We start from the raw sequence: 21761 nt of genomic DNA, 5'->3' as shown, positions 1-21761 counted from the left end.
AGGCGCCGGTTCCAGCGTAGTCAAAAACCCCGGGCACGATGGACCTTGGTGGCGAGGGAGCTTGGTCCCTCGCCACACCTGCCCGCCTCAGGCCGCGGGTTTGCGCAACATGCTGAAGGCCATGCCGGCCAGGGCCAGCACCCCGAGAAGCAATACGGCCCACAGGCCGATCTTCTTCCAGTCCGGCCCGCCTGCCGCCACGGCAGCGGCAGGAGCGACAGTGGCCGAGGCCAGTTGCGCCGCGCCCTCGACCTTGGCCTGGCCCAACTGCTTGAGGCGTTGCGCACTGTAGTCGGGGATCAGGGTCGCCAGCGGCAGGTTGGCCGCGCTCGCGGTGGGGTTGCCCAGGGCCAGGGTGTAAGGGCCGGCTCCCCGAGCCAGGAACACCAGTTGGGTGCCACGCACGGCGAACTCCAGGCTCGGGGCCTCGGCGCCCAGGCCGCCACCACGTTCATCCACCACCAGCCTGAGTTGCTGCACGGTCTGCCCCGGCAGTTGCAGTTCGTTCTGCTGTACGTCCTGGCCATTCTGGGTCAGGCGGTACAGCAGGCCATTGCCCAGGGGCTGCCACGGCAGGCTGCTTTCTCGGCGCCCATAAAGCGTGGCCGGAGCCAGGCTGTTGGCCTGGGTCAGGGCAATGCGCACTCGCTCCAGGTTCAAACCCATGGGCAACTGCCAGGTGTACTCGCCGGCCTTGGCACTGCTGCCTCCCAGGGGCTGCGACCACACCAGCGGCGAGGGCAGGCTGCTGGTGGTACTGCTTTGCAATTGCGCCGAAGTCAGCACCGGCGCCGTTTGCGGGGTGTTCCACAAGAGGCGCAGGTAGCGCGCCGTCTGCCCGGGCAACGCCACTTCATGCTGTTCGACCCGTTCGTCGGCGAACGACAGGCGCGCCACCTGGCCTTCGCCCCAGGGCTGCCAGTGCTGCAGGTCGTCGCTGGCTTCGATGCTGAACCGCTGGAAGCCGTCGCGTTCGCTGGTCCAGTCCAGCACCAGTTGCTGCAACGGTGCCTTGATTGCGCTGGCATCCAGCAACCAGCCACGCAGGACCTCCTCGCCGGCCTCCAGTTGAGTGGAGGGCTGAACCTCCACCAGCGTGCCATTGGTGGTGGATTGCACCCGCACGCTGGGGGTGCTGTCGGCGGCATCTGCCGAGCTGTACAACGGGAACCACTTCACATCGCTGAGCGTGTGCTGCTCGGTGGTCTGCGCCTGCTGGCGCGCCAGGGCATAGGCCTGGGGCTCACCGGCAGCGTTGAACACACGGATATCCCGCAGGTCGGTCTGGCTGGCGTGCAGTTGCACCGCCAACGGCAATTCCAGGCGATACCAGGGCCCCTCGCCGCTCAGGCTCAGGGGTGCCAGGGACTTGAAGTCCCCCGGTTTGTCCTGGGCCACGGCGGACAACGCCACACACAGGCCCACAGCCCCCAACCAGCCCAGGCTCAGCTTCACACTCACGATGACACTCCTTCATTCAACGGTTTGCCGGGCTCGGCTTGCGCCTCGGCGCGCTTGGGCGGCAATGGGGCGAAATAGCCCACCACCAGCAGCAATACTCCCACCCCGATGAACGAGACGATCCGCGCCAGCCCGCCACGGTTGCTCAACTCCACCAGGAACAGCTTGGCCACCACCACGGCAATCAGCACTGCGCCGATCAGCCAGACTTCACGGCGATGACGCAGGTGGCCGCCGATCATCAGGCTCAGGGCAATCAGGGTCCAGACGATGGACAGCCCGGCCTGGACCATCATCGATTCCAGCAACGCATCCGCCTGGAACGGCACGCCGCTCCAATGGTGGGCCGCCCGCATCACCAGCACGGTGAAGAAGGCGAACAGCGACAGCCCCGCCACCAGTTGCGTGGCACGCTCGGCGTAGTCGGCACGGATCGCCAGTTCCCGCACCGCGCTGCGCGACCAGACATAGACGCCGAACAGCGCGAACAGCAGCCCCAGTTCCAGCGGGTTGAGCAGCGGCAGGTAAGGCAGTGGTTCGGCCCGGCCATCGCTGAAGATATTCGCCAGCCAGAACCAGCCGAGCATCAGCACCGCCAGGGGCAGCGCGGCATACAGGCGGTACTCGCGGGAGTGGGCAGAAACCGGCCACGGCCAGGCGCGCGGCGCGGCCATCGCCACCAGGTACAGGCTCGGCAGGATCGCCCAGCCCAGCCAGCGCCAGGCGTTGTACTGCTCGGACAACAGCAGCAGGCCATAACGCAGCTCCAGCGCCAGCACGCCGATCAGCAACCAGCAGCCCAGCACATGGGCAATGCTCGCCACCCGTGCCGGCAGCTGCGACGCGAGGCGCCGCTGGCTGAAGAAGTGCACGGCGAACAACAGGGTCCAGGCCAGCCAGCCGAAATCCGCCGCCGGGTGATAGCGCGGAGCCCAGGAAGCCAGGAGCACCAGGCCCGCGGCTGGTATCAACAGGCTGCACAACAGGCCCAGGGACGACCATTTCAAACGTACCGCCAGCAGCGCCCAGAGCAACACGCTAGCCGCGCTGATCAGCAACAGCAGGCTGGCCTGCCAATGGGCCGGGGCGAAGCGCAGCACTTCCTTGAGCCAGGTAAAGGCCCACCAGCAGGCGCCCCAGGCCAGCAACAGATCGGACAGATGGCCCAGGCTCAAGGTATCGAAGGCCGAACCATGGTTGCCCCGCTGCAGGCGCCAGGCGCCCACCAGGGCCGCCAGGGCCAGGACCATCGGCGTCCAGAAATCGCCATTGGCCAGAGGCCGCGCAGCGTCCGCCGCCACGAAATACCAACCCGAACCGGCCAGCAGGAAAGTGCTGCCGCCAATCACCTGGAGCACCAGGCCGAAGACAAAGCTGGCCCGCTGCTGCAGATACAGGCTGAGCCAGATGATCAGCAGGCCACTGGCGGCCCAGACGCCACTGGCCGTGCTCCAGGGCAGGACGAACAGCACCGCCAGGTTGATCATCATCAGGCCGGCCAGCAGTACCAGGGACAAGCCCCGCAGCAGCCGCGGATCGCTGCGCACCATGTCATTGCGGGCTGCCAGGAGCATGCCGCCGATCAGCGCCAGGCCAATCAGCGAAGCGCTCATCAGCCCGCTCCAGCCGGCGTTGAACACCGCACCGGCATCGCCGTCCGCACCTTGCAGGCGCATCAGGAACAGCGCACCTCCCAACAGCTGCACGGCGAAGGCGGTGAACAGGAACGTCCGCGATTGCAGGCGAAGGCCGACAAACAGCGTCGCCAACCCGGCCACCGCCCAGCTGATGGCGGTGCCCTGGGTGAACAGGAACAACGGCGCCAGCAGGTACGGGAAAGCCAGCCCGGCCACCGCCAGGATCGGCGCAATGCCCTGCTCCCAGCTCGCTACCTGGGTCTTCCGCGCCCGCCGCAACTGGTCGAAGCTGAACAGCAGCGCGACGCCCAGCAGCAACGCCCCCAGCGGCGCGCCGTCCAGCAGGCTGGTAGTGCCAGGCTGCAGCTTACTGAGGAAGGCCAGGGCCGACCCCAGTTGCAGCAGCAGGGCGAACGCCCGGGCCAGCGGCCGTTGCTGGCGCAGGCCGAGCCAGAAGATTCCCGCCCCTTCCACGGCCCAGGCGGCGCAGGTCCAGCGCGCATCCAGGCCTAGAGGGATCGCCAGGCTGGCGAAGATCACGCCCAGGGCCAGGCAGGTTTCACCCAGCAACAGGGCGCGGCCGCCCATCAGTAGCCGGGCCAGGACCATGTAGGTCAGGCCCAGGGCCAGGGCACTGAAGGAAGCGGCGAACTCCAGGTGCTGGACCAGCGCCAGTTGCAGGCCGAAGCCCACCAGGGGCGGGCCGAAGAGCATGCTGCCGTCGACGTAGTCACCCTTGCGCGCAGACCAGTGCAGCAGCGCCTGGCGGCTGTCATCCGCCGGTGCGTCGGGCATTTCCAGCAGCTTGCGCCGGGTGAACAGCAGGCCGATGGCCAGGTACATGACAAAGAACAGGATCAGGAAGGGCTCGGTGCTCCACAGCAGCTCCGGCGTGTAGGAGCGCAGGCCCCAGGCAAAGCCGATACCGAAGGTGCCGACAAAGCCGATCAGGTTCAGCAGGCGCCAGGCCTTGAACCAGGCAATGGCCAGGATGCCGGCATTGAGCAGGGCGAAGTAACTGAACAGTGCCACATGGCTGCCGGCGCCGGTGGACGTCAGGATCGGTGCGGCAAAGCCGCCCAGGGCTGCAGCGGCCGCCAGACTGAGGGCGTCCTGGGTAATGGCCAGGATCGCCGAAAACACCGTGACCGCCACCAACAGGCCAAGGGCCGCGGAAGGGTCGAGCAACGGATGCAGGCGCATCGCCGCGAACACCGTCAGGTACAGCACCGCGATACCGGTGCCCTGGAGCATCAGGGCGTAGTTGCTGTTGCGCCGCCGCAACCACCAGCCCAGGCCCAGCAGGCCCAGGGAGCAGGCCGCAACCCCGGCGTAGCGCAGCTCCAGCGGCACCACCATGCCTTCGGTGGCGTAGCGCAGAAGGAAAGCCAGGCCAAGGAACAACAGCACCACGCCGACCCGCAGCACAGTGTTGCCGCCAAACAGCCAGTTGCGCGCGCCGCTCAGGGCGCGCTCGATCAGGTTGGGTTCCCGAGGCGCAGCTACGGACTCATGGGCCGGCGCCTGGGGCTGGGGTTGCCATACCGACTCCGGCACCGGCTGGCTGGCCTCCACGGAGGCGGCAGGGCTCGCTGCCGCGGGCAACTCCCAGACCAGCTCGGGGGCAGCCGGCGCCGGCTCCACAGGCTGGACTTCCTCAAGAATGAATTCGGGAAGGTCTGCAAGTTCCGGCGCGGCGCTCATGCCGCTGCCTGCCTCGGCCAGCGGGGCGCTGGCCTGGGGTTCTGAGGCGGGTTCGGCAGCGGGGCCGCCGGTGCTTTCCAGCAGGGCAAGGCGCTGGCCCAGGGTAGCGAGGGCCTTCTTCGCCTTCTCCAGCTCACGATGCTGGTCGACAACTTGTCGATGCAAGGCGTCGGAACGAATCGCCAGGCCGATGGCCAAGCCCGAGACCGCGCCAATCAGGGCGTCGCTGAAGGACTCGTCAAGGAGCCAGCCCAGTCCCCCTCCCAGCAGCATGAATATCCATTGCATGTGTCGATATCCCTAAGCAGTCCATTGACGGACGGGTGCAACCGTATGGGTGCCCGCGCCGGCAAACCGGTAAAGGCCCCTCCCCGCTTGGAAGCCGGACACCAGCCAAAAGACACCGCCGGGGAGGCAAAACGCTGCCCAGTATATCGGCAAGGCCCAACAAACGCTGGGCCTTGTACACACTTCTAGAATTTTCTCAGGGGCCTCATTCCAGGGCCTTCCAGATCTCCGTAGCGTATTCACGGATGGTCCGGTCCGAAGAGAACCAGCCCATGCGCGCAGTGTTGAGCACTGCCGAACGCCACCATTCCTTGGAGTCGTGCCAGCGCTCCTCGACCCGAGCCTGGGCGTTCCAGTAAGCGTCGAAATCGGCGCAGACCAGGAACCGGTCGTAATCGATCAGCGAATCGATCAGCGCGGTATAGCGCGACGGATCGTCCGGGGAGAACACCCCGCCGCGAATCGCCTGCAGCACATCGTTCAGCCGATGGGAGGCGGCGATGTCCGGCACCGCGCTGAACTCGCCATTGCGTTTGCGCGCCTCCACCTGCTGGGCACTGAGGCCGAAGATGAACATGTGCTCCGCGCCGACCTGCTCGCACATCTCCACGTTGGCGCCGTCCAGGGTGCCGATGGTCAACGCGCCATTGAGGCCGAACTTCATGTTGCTGGTGCCCGAGGCCTCGAACCCGGCGGTGGAGATCTGCTCCGACAGGTCGGCGGCAGGAATGATGCTTTCCGCCAGGCTGACGTTGTAGTTGGGCAGGAACACCACCTTGAGCAAACCGCGCACCGTGGGGTCATTGTTCACCGTACGGGCGATGTCGTTGGTCAGCTTGATGATCAGCTTGGCCTGGTGATAGCTGGCGGCAGCCTTGCCGGCGAAGATCTTCACCCGCGGCACCCAGTCGGTTTCCGGCTCGGCGCGGATCGCCTGGTACAACGCCACGGTGTGCAACAGGTTGAGCAACTGGCGCTTGTATTCGTGGATGCGCTTGACCTGCACATCGAACATTGCCGCCGGGTTGATCGCGATTCCCAGGCGCTCATGGATGATCGCCGCGAGGGCGCGCTTGCTGTGCAGGCGCTGCTCGGCGAATTGTTTGCGAAAGGCCGGTTTCTCGGCAAAGGGTTCGAGCCCCCTGAGCAGTTCCTCGGGGCTGTCCAGCAGCTCGGGGCCCAGGGCCTCCACCAGCATTTCAGTGAGTTGCGGGTTGGCCTGGTACAGCCAGCGGCGGAAGGTGATGCCGTTGGTCTTGTTGTTGATGCGCTCGGGGTACAGCTTGTGCAGCTCGGAGAACACCGTGCTGCGCATCAACTGGGTGTGCAGCCCGGACACGCCGTTGACGCTGTGGGAGCCGAGAAACGCCAGGTTGCCCATGCGCACCCGGCGGCCGTTGTCTTCCTCGATCAGCGACACCGCCCGCAGCACGTCGAAATCGTGCAGGCCCTTGGCCCGCAGCGAGTCGATGTGCTGGGCGTTGATCAGGTAGATGATCTGCATGTGCCGCGGCAGCATGCGCTCCATCAGGCCCACCGGCCAGGTTTCCAGGGCCTCGGGCAGCAAGGTGTGGTTGGTGTAGGAGAGGGTTTCCACGGTGATCTGCCACGCCGCGTCCCAGGCGATGCCGTGCAGGTCGACCAGTTGGCGCATCAGCTCGGCCACGGCGATCGACGGGTGGGTGTCATTGAGCTGGATCGCCGCGTGCTCGCCGAGGCTGAGCACCGAGTCGTGCATGTTCTTGTGGCGGCGCAGCAGGTCCTGCAGCGACGCCGAGACGAAGAAATATTCCTGGCGCAGGCGCAGCTCCTGGCCGGCCTCGGTGCTGTCGGCCGGGTACAGCACCCGGGAAATGCTCTCGGCCCGGGCCACTTCGGCTACCGCGCCCAGGTGGTCACCGGCATTGAAGCGCTCCAGGTGCAGGTCTTCCATGGCCCGTGCCCGCCACAGGCGCAAGGTGTTGACGCTGGCCCCGCGCCAGCCCACCACCGGGGTGTCGTAGGCCACCGCGCGCACCGTTTCCGCCGGCCACCAGACCTGCCGGGTGTTGCCCGCCTCGTCGGTCACGGTGTCGACACTGCCGCCAAAGCCGATGGAGTAGATCACCTCGGGGCGCTCGAACTCCCAGGGGTTGCCGAAATCCAGCCAGTGCTCGGTCTGCTCCTGCTGCCAGCCATCGACGATGGCCTGGCGGAACAGGCCGTGTTCGTAGCGGATGCCGTAGCCGTGGCCGGCGATGCCCAGGGTCGACATGCTTTCCATGAAGCATGCAGCCAGGCGCCCCAGGCCACCGTTGCCCAAGGCCGCATCGGGCTCCAGCAGGCGAATGCGCTCCAGGTCCACCCCCAGGTCGGTGAGGGCCTCGCGGGCCACCTCCAGCAGCCCGAGGTTGCTCAGGCTGTCGAACAGCAGGCGGCCGATAAGGAACTCCAGGGACAGGTAGTACACCCGCTTCTGGCCCTTGCGGTAGATCTGCCGCGTGTGATCCATCCAGTGGTCGACCATGTGGTCCCGCGCGGCCAGGGCAATGGCTTCGAACCAGTCGTGGTCGAAGGCGTGATCCGGGTCTTTGCCTACCGCGTAGGTGAGTTTGGTCAAGACGGCTTCGCGAAAAGCGGCCACCTCAGCGTCGCGAACAAGGGGTTCCTGAGTCATCGATACGACCTCTGACGAGATACACAGTGAGCATGGAATTGTCTGAGCCTAGTCGGTCTGACACGAGGCGAAGGCTCTGGTTCGGCGCTATTTCAAATGGCTCGGCTAAACAGGGAGTCTTCTGCGCCAGCGGGAGAAAAGGATGCAGTTGCCGTGCCGCCAGGTATTGTTCGGCGCCACATGAAGAAAAATCCGACCTAAAGTCGTTCAAAAATCCACCAGTCCCGGTATGATCGCGCGCCCTGGAACACCTGCCGGAAATGACCTTGATGAAGTCCAACCTGATCGCCGCCGCGGAAATCGATCGTCTCGATACCTGGGCCAAGTACACCGCCCCCATGTGCGGCTCCTGCATGTCCAGCTGCTGCACACTGCCGGTGGAAGTGAAGATCAAGGACCTGATCCGCATCGGCATCGTCGATGAGTTCGAACGCGGCGAGCCGGCGAAGAACATCGCCAAGCGCCTGCAGAAGGAAGGCATCGTCGAGCGCTACAACCAGAAGTCGGAAATCTTCACCCTGCAGCGCATGAGCAACAACGACTGCCTGTATCTGGATCGTAAAAGCCGCCTGTGCACCATTTATGACAAGCGCCCGGACACCTGCCGCAACCATCCGAAGATCGGCCCGCGCCCGGGTTACTGCGCTTACAAGCCCAAGCCCCAGGTGCGCCCGACCAATACCAGCAGCCGGACCCTGGAACGTTTCTGAGCCCCGGCCTGCGCCTGCAACCCCGTTCCCCATGTAACCCTGCCGCCCTGTAGCCGCTGCCGAGCCTTGGCGAGGCTGCGAACGGCTGCAAAGCCGCCGCAGTACGGGCCACTGCAGAGTTTCAGATACACCGTTTTACGACCGCTACGCGGTCGAGCGCAGCCTCGCAGGCTCGGCAGCGGCGACAGGACCCGAGCTTTTTCACAGATCAAAAAAAACGCCCCCGGCCGCAAGGCCGGGGGCGTTTTCATTCAGCCGGAACTAAAGACTCAGTTCTTGGCTTTCTTGGCAGCGCGAGTACGCTCGCCTTCGTCCAGGATCTTCTTGCGAAGACGGATGGACTTAGGCGTCACTTCACACAGCTCGTCGTCCTGGATGAATTCCAGAGCCTGTTCCAGGGTGAAACGGACCGGTGGAACCAGGGCGATGGTTTCGTCCTTGCCCGAAGCACGCATGTTGTCGAGCTTCTTGCCTTTGGTTGGGTTCACACCCAGGTCGTTGTCACGGCTGTTCAGACCAACGATCTGACCGTTGTAGATTTCCTGGCCGTGCTCGACGAACAGCTTGCCGCGCGCCTGCAGGGTTTCCAGGGAGTAGGTCAGGGCCTTGCCGGTTTCTACCGATACCAGTACGCCGTTCTGACGGCCGGACATGTGGCCGGACTTCATCGGAGCGTAGCGATCGAAGATCGAGGTCAGGATGCCTGCACCGTTGGTCAGGGTCAGGAACTGGTTACGGAAACCGATCAGACCACGGGCTGGAATGTTGTATTCCAGGCGTACACGGCCCTTGCCATCCGGAACCATGTTGCTCAGGTCGCCCTTACGCAGGCCCATTTCTTCCATGACCTTGCCCTGGGAATCTTCAGGGATGTCGATGGTGACGTTTTCGAACGGTTCCTGCTTCACGCCGTCAACTTCACGGATGATCACTTCAGGACGGCCAACGCCCATTTCGAAACCTTCGCGACGCATGGTTTCGATCAGTACCGACAGGTGCAGCTCACCACGGCCGGAAACCTTGAACTTGTCGGCCGAGTCGCCTTCTTCGACACGCAGAGCAACGTTGTACAGCAGCTCCTTGTCCAGACGCTCCTTGATGTTACGGGAGGTCACGAACTTGCCTTCTTTACCGCAGAATGGCGAGTCGTTGACCTGGAAGGTCATGGAAACGGTTGGCTCGTCGACAGTCAGCGGCTTCATCGCTTCAACAGCGGTCGGGTCGCACAGGGTGTCGGAGATGAACAGCTCGTCGAAACCGCTGATGCAGACGATGTCGCCGGCAGCGGCTTCTTCAACGTCTACGCGGTGCAGACCGTGGTGGCCCATCAGCTTGAGGATACGACCGTTGCGGCGCTTGCCGTCGACGTCGATGGCCACTACCGGGGTGTTGGGCTTGACGCGACCGCGAGCGATACGGCCAACGCCGATCACACCCAGGAAGCTGTTGTAGTCCAGAGCGGAGATCTGCATCTGGAACGGACCGTCACGGTCAACGCTTGGCGCTGGCACGTTGTCGACGATCGACTGGTACAGCGGGGTCATGTCTTCGGCCATTTCGGTGTGGTCCAGACCGGCGATGCCGTTCAGGGCCGAGGCGTAGACGACTTTGAAGTCCAGCTGTTCTTCGGTGGCGCCCAGGTTGTCGAACAGGTCGAAGATCTGGTCCAGAACCCAGTCAGGACGCGCGCCCGGACGGTCGACCTTGTTGATCACCACGATTGGACGCAGGCCGGCTTCGAAAGCCTTCTTGGTCACGAAACGGGTTTGCGGCATAGGGCCGTCTTGAGCGTCGACCAGCAGCAGCACGGAGTCGACCATGGACATTACGCGCTCAACTTCGCCGCCGAAGTCGGCGTGGCCCGGGGTGTCCACGATGTTGATGTGGTAGCCGTTCCAGTTGATGGCGGTGTTTTTCGCCAGGATGGTAATGCCGCGCTCTTTTTCCTGGTCGTTGGAGTCCATCACGCGCTCGTCGTTGAGCTCGTTGCGCTCCAGGGTGCCGGATTGACGCAGGAGTTTGTCTACCAGGGTGGTCTTACCATGGTCAACGTGGGCAATGATGGCGATGTTGCGTAGATTTTCGATCACTTGTGTATCTCGATCAGAGGATTCGGTGTGCTGACAAATGCTGGCAGCGATTAACAATAGATTCAGGCCTGGCCGTTACAGCTGGACGGCGGCGTCGGGGGGCCGGTGACGCAAGCCACAGGCGAACATCCCCGGGCACTTAGCTCGGTCTATAAACGCGCACATTGGCATGTCCCTCACTGAGCAGATGGTGAGCATGCAGGCGACTCATGACGCCTTTGTCGCAATACAGCAGGTACTGGCGCGTAGGGTCCAGTTCCTTGAAGCGGGCGTTCAATGCATAGAACGGCAGCGCTTTTACTTCGATGCCCGCGAGCTCCAGCGGCTGGTCTTCCTCGGCATCCGGATGACGGATGTCGATGACGATCTGACCGGCCAGCGCCTCACTGACTTCTTCAATCTGCACATCCTGGCCCAACTCGTCGATCACTCGATCGATCGGCACCAGTTTGGCCCGCTCGATCGCACGCTCGAGCACCGCCATATCGAATTCTTTCTCTTCATGCTCGACGCGATGGCGCTTGGCATGGGTCTTGGGGTTCACCGAGATGACCCCGCAGTACTCCGGCATGTGCTTGGCGAAGTCGGCGGTGCCGATCTCCACGGCCAGGTCGATGATGTCCTGCTTGTGGCTGGCGATCAGGGGGCGCAGTACCAGTTTCTCGGTCACGCAGTCGATCACCGACAGGTTCGGCAGGGTCTGGCTGGATACCTGGGAAATCGCCTCGCCGGTCACCAGCGCGTCGATGTGCAGGCGGTCGGCGATGCTCGACGCGGCACGCAACATCATACGCTTCAAAATGACGCCCATATGACTGTTGTCGACTTTGCCGAGGATTTCCCCGAGCACTTCCTCGAACGGCACGCTGACGAACAGCACGCGCTGGGAGCTGCCGTACTTCTTCCATATATAGTGCGCGACTTCCATCACGCCCAGTTCATGGGCACGCCCGCCCAGGTTGAAGAAGCAGAAATGCCCCATCAGGCCGCGGCGCATGATCTGGTAGGCCGCCACCGTGGAATCGAAACCGCCGGACATCAGGACCAGGGTCTGTTCCAGGGCGCCCAGCGGGTAGCCGCCGATGCCGTTGTGCTGGCTGTGGATCACGAACAACCGTTGGTCGCGAATTTCCATCCGCACTTCGATTTCAGGCTCTTTCAGGGAAATTCCGGCGGCGCCGCACTGCCGACGCAGTTGGCTGCCGACGTATTTTTCCACGTCCATGGAGCTGAATTCATGCTTGCCGGCACGCTTGCAGCGCACGGCAAAAACCTTCCCCGGGAGGGCTTCGCCAAAGTGCTGCTTGCACTTGGCGACGATGTCGTCGAAGTCGCCCAGAGGGTACTCGTCGACCTGCAGGAAATGCGCGATGCCGGGCATGCAGCTCAGGCGCTCGGTCATGTCCTTCAGGGCCTTGGGCTCGCTGACGGCGGTTTCCAGCTCGAGGTTGTCCCACACACCATTGACCACCACGGCCGGGTCCAGGTCGCGGAGCACGGCACGGATGTTCTTCGCCAACTGACGGATGAAACGCGTCCGAACCGGGCGGCTCTTGATGGTGATTTCCGGGAAAACTTTAACGATTAGTTTCATGAAAACAGCGCGCGCTGGGCCAGCCGAAAAAGGGGGGCGCGGATTATAGCGGAAATTGCTCAAGGTTTAACCAGTTTATGTGCAGAAGGTTTTCGATGCACCAAAACGGGTCATTTATTGGCAAAGACGCTACATTGCAGTGCGCCGAATGCCGGCATTCAACCCAATACGTCGCAGAAAGCGTGATTTTGGGGCAGAAAACCCATCTCGGGGCACTGGCATGCAATTTGCTCCCTTGTGAGGCAGGTTGCCATGGCAGAGTATTCGCGCCGGCATCACCCACATTCTAAGGGCACTCCAACACCAAGCCCGAAGCCACCCGGAGGACACTATGTCGAAGTCGGTTCAACTCATCAAAGATCATGACGTCAAATGGATTGATCTGCGCTTCACTGACACCAAGGGCACTCAACATCACGTGACCATGCCGGCTCGTGATGCGCTGGATGAAGACTTCTTCGAAGCTGGCAAGATGTTCGACGGCTCCTCCATCGCTGGCTGGAAAGGCATCGAAGCCTCCGACATGATCCTGATGCCGGACGACGAAACCGCCGTACTGGACCCGTTCACCGAAGAACCGACCCTGATCCTGGTGTGCGACATCATCGAACCTTCGAGCATGCAGGGTTACGATCGTGACCCACGTGCCATCGCCAAGCGCGCCGAAGAGCACCTGAAAGCCACCGGTATCGGCGACACCGTATTCGCCGGCCCAGAGCCAGAGTTCTTCATCTTCGACCAGGTGAAATTCAAGTCCGACATCTCCGGCTCCATGTTCAAGATCTACTCCGAACAAGGTTCGTGGATGTCCGACCAGGACATCGAAGGCGGTAACAAGGGCCACCGTCCAGGCGTCAAGGGCGGCTACTTCCCGGTTCCACCGTTCGACCACGACCACGAAATCCGTACCTCCATGTGCAACGCACTGGAAGAAATGGGCCTGACCGTCGAAGTTCACCACCACGAAGTGGCGACTGCCGGCCAGAACGAAATCGGCGTCAAGTTCAACACCCTGGTGAAGAAGGCCGACGAAACCCAGACCCTGAAGTACGTGGTGCACAACGTGGCTGACGCCTACGGCCGCACTGCCACCTTCATGCCCAAGCCTCTGTACGGCGACAACGGCTCGGGCATGCACGTCCACATGTCGATCTGGAAAGACGGCAAGAACACCTTCGCAGGTGAAGGCTATGCCGGCCTGTCCGATACCGCCCTGTACTTCATCGGCGGCATCATCAAGCACGGTAAGGCCCTGAACGGCTTCACCAACCCGGCGACCAACTCCTACAAGCGTCTGGTGCCAGGCTTCGAAGCCCCGGTCATGCTGGCCTACTCGGCGCGCAACCGCTCCGCTTCGATCCGTATTCCTTACGTGTCGAGCCCTAAGGCCCGCCGTATCGAAGCCCGTTTCCCGGACCCGGCTGCCAACCCGTACCTGGCCTTCGCTGCCCTGCTGATGGCCGGCCTGGACGGCATCCAGAACAAGATCCACCCTGGCGACGCTGCTGACAAAAACCTGTACGACCTGCCGCCTGAAGAGGCCAAAGAGATCCCACAAGTTTGCGGCAGCCTGAAGGAAGCCCTGGAAGAGCTGGACAAAGGTCGTGCGTTCCTGACCAAAGGCGGCGTTTTCAGCGACGACTTCATCGACGCCTACATCGCCCTGAAAAGCGAAGAAGAAATCAAGGTACGTACCTTCGTACACCCACTGGAATACGAGCTGTACTACAGCTGCTGATCCGGTAGCGCCGGCGCAAGCCGCGTGATCAAGAGGCCTCCTTCGGGAGGCCTTTTTTTATGCCCGCGCATTTGCCCTGCCCGGGGTGGTTGCGTGCATCATGGGCGCCGTCTCCCCATCAGCAGCCGAGCCCGCCCATGACTTCGCGCCTCAACCTGTGCCTCGCCCTGACTTGCAGCCTGTTCGCCACCGCCGCCTGCGCCAGTGACGCCCCGCCCGCCCTCGCCCCGCTGCTGCAGAGCATCGGCGAACGCCTGGCGATTGCCGATCAGGTGGCCCTGAGCAAATGGGACAGCCACAAGGCCGTGGAAGACCGCCCGCGGGAACAACAGGTGATCGCCGGGGCAACCGCCCAGGCCGCAACCTATCACTTGAGCGAAGAAACGGTTGGGCAGTTCTTCGCCGCCCAGATCGAAGCCAACAAGCTGGTGCAATACGCCCGACTCTCGACCTGGCACTTGCAAGGCCGGGCACCGGACACTCCGCGCCAGGACCTGGCCGGGCAGATCCGCCCCCAACTTGATCAGTTACAAAAACGCCTGCTGCAGCAACTGGCCGACTTCAGCCCGCAGCGCACAGACCGCCAATGCCCGCAATGGCTGGCCCGGGCCAATCAGGCCAGCAGCAGCGACCCGCTGCGACGACTGGCGATGGTTCGTGCCACGGCAGAGTTATGTGTGTTCAAAGGTTAACCACGCCTGTGCCACGCGCAGCAGCACCCTATGCTGGAGCCTTTCAGGCACCCGCCAGGATCAGCGAGATGCACCTCGTCATTGCTTGCCTGCTGTGGATCAGCGCATTGCCAGCCGGCGCGCAGATCTACCAGTACACCGACTCGGCCGGTAATCGCGCCTATAGCGACCAGCCGCCGGGAACCTCGTACCGGCAGATTGAAACGCCCGCGCCGAATCGCCTCCCCAGCCCGGCCACACCGGCGCCACATACGCCGGCAGCACAACCTGCCAGCACCCTTCTGGCCTACGAACGGCTGCAACTGAGCGGCGTACCGGAGCACGGTGCCTTGCGCGCCAACAACGGCAGTTTCAGCGTGCAGGTGGAGTTGCAGCCCAGCCTGCGGCCCGGCCACCGTCTGCGCCTGCTGCTGGATGGCCAGCCCTATGGCCAGGCCGGCCAGGGGCCCGAGCTGCAACTGGTGAATATCGACCGTGGCCAGCACCGGTTGGCGGTGCAGGTGCTGGCTGGCGACAAGGTCCTGCAACAGAGCCCGGCCATCAGCTTCACTCTGCTGCGGGCCCGCCGCCCCTGAGCCTCAACCGTGCACCACGCCGCTGGCCAGCAGTGCGGCGATGGTCGGTTCATCCAGGCCCAGCCCCTGCAATACCGCCCGGGTGTCCTGCCCCAGGCTCGGCGGCGCCGTACGGTAGCTGGCCGGCGTGCGCGACAACTTCACCGGCGAACCTATGCCCCGGTAGCCATCGAGTTCCACCAGCAGCCCGCGATGCCGGGTGTGGGGATGAGCCACCACCTGGTCGACGGTGGCGATCGAACCACAAGGCACCCCCAGGCCGATCAGCCGCGGGGCCAGCAACGCGCCGTCGTGTGCCGACAGGTAATGCTCCAGTTGCTGCTTCAAGGCCTCGCGGTTGACCGAGCGCTGGCCGTTGTCGGTAAAGCGCGGGTCCTCCAGCAACGCGCCGGCCCCCAGTTCCTGGCACAGCCGGGTGAACTGGCGGTCGTTGCCCACCGCCAGGAAAATCGGCTCGCCAGCAGTGCGGTAGCTGTCGTAGGGAGCAATGTTGGGATGGGCGTTGCCCGTGCGTTTGGGCGTCTTGCCGGCGGCGAAGTAGTTCGGCAGGTGCGGGTGCAGCAGGGACACGCCACAGTCGTACAGGGAGATGTCCAGTGACTGCCCGAGGCCGCTGCGCTGGCGCTCGTTGAGGGCCAGGAGAATCCCCGCCAGGGCATTCAGGCCTGTGACCATATCGACAATCGGCAGGCCGATGCGCAACGGCCCGCCGTCGCCTTCGCCGTTGACGCTCATCAGCCCGGCCATGGCCTGGATCACCGCGTCGTAACCCGGTAGCCCGCCCAGCGGGCCATCGGCGCCAAAGCCGGAAATCCCGCAGTGGATCAACGCCGGAAAACGCTGGCTCAGCACCTCCTGGTAACCGATGCCCCAACGCTGCAGGGTGCCCGGCTTGAAGTTCTCGATCAGCACGTCGGCGCCTTCCAGCAACTGCATCAGCAGTTCCAGGCCTTCGGGGCGCGACAGGTCGACGGCGATCCCCTGCTTGTTACGGTTGATACCGCGAAAATACGCCGCGTCATCACCTTCGAAAGGCGGCCCCCAGCCCCGGGTCTCATCACCGCTCAAAGGTTCCAGCTTGATCACCTCGGCGCCGTGGTCGGCCAGGGCCTGGGAGCAGTAGGGGCCGCCCAGCACACGGCTGAGATCGATGATTTTCACGCCCGCCAGGGCGCCTTGGGCAAACGTCATGGATGTACTCCGGCAGATCGGACAAGGACGGCCATTCAGGCCGGCAGCAATTGCATGGCTTGGGCCTGGGACAGCGGGCTTTCATTGGCCAGGCGCGCCAGCAGCTCGGCATCGATCACCGGCTCCAGGCCCAACGGATCGCGCGGCAATACCTTGTGCACCAGCACCAGGTGAGCCAGGGCCAGGCGCCGACGGTCCGCACCCTGGCGCGCGGCCTCCCAGGCCATGAAGATGGCGCTGGCCAGGTGATAGAGAACGCTGCCCACCTGCCGCACCTGCTCGTCCCGGCGCTGCTGCGCCACGGCATGGAAGCCGGTCACGGTGCGCAACAGGGCCGAATCGAACAGCCGGCGGCTCGCCGGTGGCAAATCGGCCTCGGCCAGCAGCCCGGCCAGATAGCCCTGCAACGGCTCCAGCGCCTGCTCCCGAGTCACCGCCCGGGCAATGTCCAGGGCGACGATGTTGCTGGTGCCCTCCCAGATCGACCCCAGGTGCGCATCGCGCACCAGCCGGGCATCGCTCCACTCCTCGATATAGCCAACCCCGCCGCGCACTTCCATGGCATCGCCGGTCACCCGGCGGGCATCACGGCAGGCGCGGAACTTGATCAGCGGCGTAAGGATCCGCACGCACTTGCGCGCCGTCTCATCGCCGCCATCGGCCCGGGGCAGCAAGCTGGCGATCTGCATGAACACCGAGCGCGCCTGTTCGGCGGGCAGCATCATCTTCAGCAACTGGCGCTGCATCAGCGGCATTTCGATCAGGTGCTTGCCGAAGGCCCGGCGCTGGCGGGCGATGTACAACGCCTCGCTCAGCCCCCGGCGCATCAGCCCCGCCGCGCGCACGCCATTGGACAGGCGCGACATGTTGATCATGTCGGCCATCTGCTGAAAACCGCGGCCGACCTCACCGATCAGGTAGGCCGTGGCGCCTTCCAGGGTGATCTCGCCACTGGCCATGGAGCGGCTGCCCAGCTTGTCCTTCAGGCGCTGGATCCGGTAGTGGTTGCGCGAGCCGTCGGGCAGCACCTTGGGCAACAGGAACAGGGTCACCCCGGCCATGCCCGGTGGTGCGTCTTCCGGGCGCGCCAGGACCATGGCCAGGTCGGCATCCGGGTTGGAGCAGAACCACTTCTCTCCGAACAGGCGCCATTGGCCATCTTCCAGCCGGGCCCGGGTTTCGGTGCGCGAAACGTCGGAACCGGCGGCCTGTTCGGTCATGAACATCGCCCCCTGGAACAGCGTCTCGAAATCCTGGGACTGCAACTGCGGCAGGTAGCGCGCCACCAGTTCCGGCGTACCGAACTTGCACAGGGTGCGGGTCAGGGAGTCGGTCATGCTCACCGGGCAGCACAGGCCGAACTCGGCCTGGACGAACAGGTAGGTCAGGGCGTACTTGATCAGCGGCGGCGGGCCTCCGGGCTGGTGGCTCATGGCAGCCAGCCCCAGTTCGGCAAAGGCCACCCGTTCCAGGGTGACGTAGTCCGGATGCTTGGCAATGCTTTGCAGGTTCTCGCCGCGGCGGGTACGCGGTTGCAGCACCGGGGGATTCTTGTCGGCGCTCAGGGCCAGCACATCCAGCTCGCCACCGGCCCGGGCGCCCAGGTGCTGCAAGGTGGGCAACCACTGCTGGTAGACCGCCGAGGGCAGGTAGACCTGGAGCAGCGCGGCCAGGCCGGCGTCACACTCGAACAGGTTGATGCCGCGGCTGTCGGGGATGTTGAGGCTGTCTTCAATGGGGCGGGGCTCGGCGGTCATGGCGCGTCTCCTGTTTTTTGTAGGCCGAGACTAGAGCCGCCATCGATAAGTATCTAATACAAAATCAATCAACTACGATAAGAAACCCATATCGTAGAACCGGAGTCGCCATGGACCTCAAACAGTTGCGCTACTTCGTCGCGGTAGCCGAAGAACTGCATTTCGGGCGGGCCGCGAACCGTCTGTGCATTTCCCAGCCGGCCCTGAGTTTCGACATCAAGAAGCTTGAGGGGCAACTGGAAGTCCAACTGCTCAATCGCAACAACAAGTCGGTGAGCCTGACCAACGCCGGACAGGTTCTGCTGGACGAGGCCCGCTACCTGCTGCTGCGTGCCGACCAGGCGCGGCACCTGACCCAGCGCTCGGCAGAAGGCTTTGCCGGGCGCCTGAGCCTGGGTTTCGTCAACTCGATCCTGCACCGCGGGCTGCCCGAGGCGGTCAAGGCCTTCGAACAGCAATACCCGGAAACCGAAGTGGTGCTGATGGAAATGAACAGTGCCGACCAGACCCAGGCCCTGCAACGCGGCCAGATCGACATCGGTTTCGTCCATGGCAGCACCTTCGCCGCCGGCATCCACAGCGAACCGCTGCTGGCCGAGCCGTTCCTCTGCTGCCTGCCCCAGAGCCACTCGCTGGCCACCCAGGCGCGGATCGACCTGGCGCAACTGGCCAATGACGATTTCATCCTGTTTCCGCGGGCGGTCTCGCCGCACTACCACGACCTGATCATTTCCCGCTGCGTGGCGGCCGGGTTCAGCCCGCGCATTCGCCACGAGACGCGGCTATGGCAAACGGTGGTGGCAATGGTGGCCCACGAGATGGGCGTGGCGCTGGTGCCCCAGACCCTGGCCATGCTCGGCCAGCCGGGCGTGCATTACGGCGAGCTCGAAGGCTCCGGCGCGCCTTCGCAGATCCAGGCGATCCGCCTGGAGGACAAGCCTTCGGCGGCGGCCGAAAGCTTTCTAGGGCTGCTCAAGTCCCTGATCAAACCGGCCGCCGGAGGGCGCTGAGCGTTGGGGCGCGATACGCAATCACGTATCAAACCATAAGATTTAATCATTATATTTTTCGATTCCTGCCTGTATAGGCTCCCAGCGGTCGGACCTTGCCAGAGGTCCATGCGCCCGATCAGGGGCGCATATAACAATAAAAACGCAGGAATTGAACATGAACGCTGCCCAGGATGCCGCTGCCCACAAGAAAGCCCGCAAGGCGGGTATCGCCTCATTCATCGGCACCACCATCGAGTGGTATGACTTCTACGCCTACGGCATCGCCGCCGCCCTGGTGTTCGGCAAGGTGTTCTTTCCCGCCGACCTGCCCCCCGGCACGGCCACCCTGCTGTCCTTCCTGACCCTGTGGGCCGGGTTCATCGCCCGCCCCGTCGGCGGCATCATCTTCGGCCACATGGGCGACAAGATCGGCCGCAAGACCACCCTGGTGATCACCCTGATCATGATGGGCCTGGCCACCACCTGCATCGGCCTGCTGCCCAGCTACCTGCAGATCGGCGTCTGGGCCCCCATTGCCCTGGTGACCCTGCGCATCATCCAGGGCATCGCGGTGGGCGGCGAATGGGGCGGGGCGATCCTCATCGCCAGCGAAAGCGCGCCCAAGGGCAAGGGCATTCTCTATGCCGCCTTCGCCCAGCAGGGTTCGCCGGCCGGCAACCTGCTGGCAACCCTGGTGTTCTTCGGCCTCAGCGCCCTGCCGACTCCGGACTTTCTGCTCTGGGGCTGGCGCATTCCGTTCCTGCTGTCGGCGGTGCTGGTGATCATCGGCATGGTCATCCGCCTCAAGCTGGAAGAGTCCGATGACATGAAGCGCCTGATGGAGCAGAAAAAGACCGTCAAGCTGCCGATTCTCGAAGTCCTGCGCGACCACTGGCGCCTGGTACTGCTGGGGGCCGGGGTGCTGCCGATCATCCACGTCACCTATTTCAAGAGCACCTTCGCCCTGTCCTGGGCCACCAAGGAGCTGGGCTACAGCCAGAGCAGCTTCCTCAGCGTGATCGTCATGGCCCTGGTGGTGCAGTTCATCACCCAACCCCTGGGGGCGGTGCTGGTTTCACGCATGGACATGCGCAAGGCCATGGTGCTGATGGTGGTGCCCGAGCTGCTGCTGATGCCGGCGATGTTCTTCGCCGTGGAGACCGGTCACTACTGGATCGCGGTGCTGGGCATGTGCCTGGCCACGGTGCCGCACTCGATGTTCTATGGCGCGGTGGGCGGCATCCTGGCGCGGGCCTTCCCGACCCGGGTGCGCTACAGCGGACTGTCGATCTCCTATCAGCTGTGTTCACTGCTGGTGGGCGGCGCCACGCCGGTGCTGGCCCAGAGCATCCTCAATGGCACCGGCAGCATCATCGGCGTGGCCATCGCCTCGGCCTGCTACGCCCTGGTTTCGCTGGCATGCATGCTGGCCCTGCTCAAGCGCATCGGCCATAACGCCGCCGAACTGTCCACGGCGGAACAGGCGGATGCCGACGAACTGGCGCGCCAGACTGGCGCCCAGCCACCTGTGGATAAGGTTTCCCGGCCCGACCCGGTGCCCGGCAGCGAGCTACAGCCCGCTCGCTGATGCACCCTGCAAGTGGTGCAGGCGCCGCTCATGTTCCAGCAGCCAGCGCTTGCGCCACAGACCACCGCCATAGCCGGTCAGGGAGCCATCGGCGCCAATCACCCGGTGGCAGGCAATGACAATGGAAATCTGGTTGGCGGCATTGGCCCGGGCCACCGCGCGCACCGCTGAGGGCGAGCCAACCTGCCGCGCCACCTCGGCGTAGCTGCAGGTGGTACCCAGGGGAATGGCCCGCAACGCCTGCCAGACGGTACGGGTAAAGGGCGAGGCGCTCATCGCCAGCGGTGTGGCGAAGTGCACCGCCTCGCCGGCGAAGTAACGCTGCAGTTCGGCCTCGATCTGGTCGATGGGGGCAAAACGCCCGAAACCTATGCTCGAACCGCTGCTCTTCTGCAGGTTCTGCAACTCATTGGCCAGTGCCGGGCGGTCGAAGAATTCCAGCAGATGCAGGACCTGGGCGTCGGCCACCGCCAGCATCACGCCGATCGGGGTCTGCAACCAATCGACCTTGAGCAGTTCCCGCCCCCGCAGGTTGGACGGCGGCTGGCCCGCCAGGCGGCTGAAGGCGTGGCGAAAGCCGCTGTCGGAGTCGAAGCCGGCGCTGATCTGCGCCTCGATCACCGGCTCTCCCGAGGCCAGTTGCTGCATGCCCTGGCCCATGCGACGCAGGCGCGCCATTTCCAGGAAGGTGACGCCGAAATAGCGCTTGAACGCACGGCGCACGGTGGATGGGTCCAGCCCCTGGGCGACCAGGTCGTCCTCGTACCAACGGCGTTCCGGGTCGCTGCCCAACTGCTCGAGCAAGGTCTGCACCCAGGGCTCCTGGACCCCGGCCCGCTCCAGCGGACGACAGCGCAGGCAGGCGCGGAACCCTGCTTCGACACAACCCTTGATGGAGCCGAAGAACACCGTGTTCTCGCGCTTGGGCTTGCGTGCAGCGCAGGTCAGGCGGCAGAACACGCCGGTGCTCTTCACCCCGACAAAGGCAAAGCCTTCATAGGCCGGGTCCCGTGCCAGCAGCGCCTGGTACAGGGTGTCGTCATCGGGAAGCTGGAACAGCAGAGGGGCATTTTCCATGGCCGCATCCT

14 protein-coding genes are annotated in these 21761 nt (G+C 64.2%); 6 read left to right on the top strand and 8 right to left on the bottom strand.

Going from position 1 to position 21761, the window contains the following annotated elements; genetic code table 11:
- Positions 1–87: 87 nt before the first annotated feature.
- The 3 genes from AC07R1_RS23310 to AC07R1_RS23300 form a co-directional block, all read right to left on the bottom strand.
- A complete protein-coding gene (locus tag AC07R1_RS23310) occupies positions 88–1461 on the bottom strand; it encodes a DUF3999 domain-containing protein (RefSeq protein WP_220223577.1) in 1374 nt (457 codons plus the stop codon).
- The gene (locus AC07R1_RS23305; RefSeq protein ID WP_495110978.1) at positions 1458–5090 is read right to left on the bottom strand and encodes a DUF2339 domain-containing protein; all 3633 of its coding nucleotides are present in this window, start codon (positions 5088–5090) and stop codon (positions 1458–1460) included. The genes AC07R1_RS23310 and AC07R1_RS23305 overlap by 4 nt, the downstream gene beginning before the upstream one ends.
- A 205-nt stretch (positions 5091–5295) precedes the next feature.
- Positions 5296–7746: a glycogen/starch/alpha-glucan phosphorylase gene (locus AC07R1_RS23300; protein WP_041115300.1), complete on the bottom strand. Its 2451-nt coding sequence runs from the start codon at positions 7744–7746 to the stop codon at positions 5296–5298.
- Between the two features lie 269 nt (positions 7747–8015).
- Between AC07R1_RS23300 and AC07R1_RS23295 the strand changes: the two genes are divergently transcribed.
- Positions 8016–8456 carry a YkgJ family cysteine cluster protein gene (locus AC07R1_RS23295; protein WP_026020056.1) on the top strand — a complete coding sequence of 147 codons (441 nt, stop codon included), beginning with the start codon at positions 8016–8018 and terminating at the stop codon, positions 8454–8456.
- Positions 8457–8725: 269 nt separating this feature from the next.
- On the opposite strand, the gene typA is transcribed toward AC07R1_RS23295, so the two are convergent.
- Positions 8726–10546: a translational GTPase TypA gene (typA, locus tag AC07R1_RS23290; protein ID WP_019093868.1), complete on the bottom strand. Its 1821-nt coding sequence runs from the start codon at positions 10544–10546 to the stop codon at positions 8726–8728.
- A gap of 139 nt (positions 10547–10685) precedes the next feature.
- Entirely contained in the window at positions 10686–12140 is a 1455-nt protein-coding gene (thiI, locus tag AC07R1_RS23285; RefSeq protein ID WP_011058762.1) for a tRNA uracil 4-sulfurtransferase ThiI, read from the bottom strand.
- A 331-nt stretch (positions 12141–12471) separates the two neighbouring features.
- Here thiI and glnA point away from each other — a divergent pair, with 331 nt between their 5' ends.
- The 3 genes from glnA (at position 12472) to AC07R1_RS23270 (ending at position 15145) form a co-directional block, all read left to right on the top strand.
- Positions 12472–13878: a glutamate--ammonia ligase gene (gene glnA, locus AC07R1_RS23280; protein ID WP_011058761.1), complete on the top strand. Its 1407-nt coding sequence runs from the start codon at positions 12472–12474 to the stop codon at positions 13876–13878.
- A gap of 137 nt (positions 13879–14015) precedes the next feature.
- Entirely contained in the window at positions 14016–14570 is a 555-nt protein-coding gene (locus AC07R1_RS23275; protein WP_011058760.1) for a chorismate mutase, read from the top strand.
- A gap of 68 nt (positions 14571–14638) precedes the next feature.
- Positions 14639–15145 (top strand): DUF4124 domain-containing protein, encoded by a 507-nt coding sequence (locus tag AC07R1_RS23270; protein ID WP_015633837.1) that lies wholly within the window; start codon positions 14639–14641, stop codon positions 15143–15145.
- A gap of 3 nt (positions 15146–15148) precedes the next feature.
- On the opposite strand, the gene AC07R1_RS23265 is transcribed toward AC07R1_RS23270, so the two are convergent.
- Together AC07R1_RS23265 and AC07R1_RS23260 are read right to left on the bottom strand one after the other, a co-directional pair.
- Entirely contained in the window at positions 15149–16336 is a 1188-nt protein-coding gene (locus tag AC07R1_RS23265) for a CaiB/BaiF CoA transferase family protein (RefSeq protein WP_236185292.1), read from the bottom strand.
- Between the two features lie 35 nt (positions 16337–16371).
- A complete protein-coding gene (locus AC07R1_RS23260) occupies positions 16372–18093 on the bottom strand; it encodes an acyl-CoA dehydrogenase family protein (protein WP_065364827.1) in 1722 nt (573 codons plus the stop codon).
- 110 nt (positions 18094–18203) lie between these two features.
- On the opposite strand from AC07R1_RS23260, the gene AC07R1_RS23255 reads away from it, so the two are divergent.
- Complete coding sequence (locus AC07R1_RS23255) at positions 18204–19103, top strand: LysR family transcriptional regulator (RefSeq protein WP_011058756.1); 900 nt, start codon at positions 18204–18206, stop codon at positions 19101–19103.
- Between the two features lie 157 nt (positions 19104–19260).
- Entirely contained in the window at positions 19261–20673 is a 1413-nt protein-coding gene (locus tag AC07R1_RS23250) for an MFS transporter (protein WP_283990403.1), read from the top strand.
- Here AC07R1_RS23250 and AC07R1_RS23245 read toward each other — a convergent pair.
- Entirely contained in the window at positions 20656–21750 is a 1095-nt protein-coding gene (locus AC07R1_RS23245) for a bifunctional transcriptional activator/DNA repair enzyme AdaA (RefSeq protein WP_232643961.1), read from the bottom strand. The genes AC07R1_RS23250 and AC07R1_RS23245 overlap by 18 nt on opposite strands.
- Positions 21751–21761: the final 11 nt, after the last annotated feature.

This window comes from Pseudomonas sp. GW821-FHT07F01 (genome assembly GCF_059418825.1).
Note: the sequence above shows the minus strand (reverse complement) of the source record. Positions and strands in the feature narration are given on the sequence as shown.